This window comes from Acinetobacter sp. B51(2017) (assembly GCF_003711395.1).
In the GTDB taxonomy this organism is placed as follows: Bacteria; Pseudomonadota; Gammaproteobacteria; order Pseudomonadales; family Moraxellaceae; genus Acinetobacter.
Genome location: NZ_PJRJ01000097.1, coordinates 1 through 526, shown reverse-complemented (window position 1 = coordinate 526; position 526 = coordinate 1). Strand labels below are relative to the sequence as shown.

Here is a 526-nt window from a genome sequence, read left to right as displayed (position 1 = left end):
TATCCATCCCTGCTCGCATATCCAGAGGTTGGGTAGAAAGCCAGATTTCATCAATGCGGATCATGTTGCCAGTGCCTTGAGTAATTCTGCTAAAGCAGATATTTCTGATACTTGCCATTTCAAGCCAATTTCTGCTTTTGAGTGGGGTAAAGTAATTTGAACCTTTAACATGTCAGTAAGAGTAGGATCTAATGGTGCAGAGCAAGATAAGGCAATAAATGCAGGTTTATTCGGTAGTGGTGAGCGATCACTCCCTGGCTTAGCATCAATTAAGCGAATCCATTTGGATACAAGATTTGTATTCAATCCATGTTGCAAAGCGACCGAAGCAATTGAAACGTCCGGTGCTTTACAAGCCTGAACGATCTGCTGTTTAAATTCAGCACTGTATGTTCTTCGTTTTTTCGCAAGAGATGCGATGGATGTCTGGTGATTTATAGTCATAAATTTTAGTCCCCACTTGTTTTTAAGTGGGGACTAAATTAAGGCTTATAGGATGAATTCATAAGGTGTGTTCAGCGGACGC

At 41.1% G+C, this 526-nt stretch carries 1 protein-coding gene; it reads right to left on the bottom strand.

The window, feature by feature from the left end; translation table 11 throughout:
* Window positions 1–60: 60 nt before the first annotated feature.
* The gene (tnpA, locus tag CYK47_RS15305; RefSeq protein WP_122902606.1) at window positions 61–444 is read right to left on the bottom strand and encodes an IS66-like element accessory protein TnpA; all 384 of its coding nucleotides are present in this window, start codon (window positions 442–444) and stop codon (window positions 61–63) included.
* Window positions 445–526: the final 82 nt, after the last annotated feature.

Excerpts from the sequence above, each read along its gene's own strand:
- tnpA (WP_122902606.1), bottom strand. The coding sequence starts at position 444 with ATGACTATAAATCACCAGACATCCATCGCATCTCTTGCGAAAAAACGA.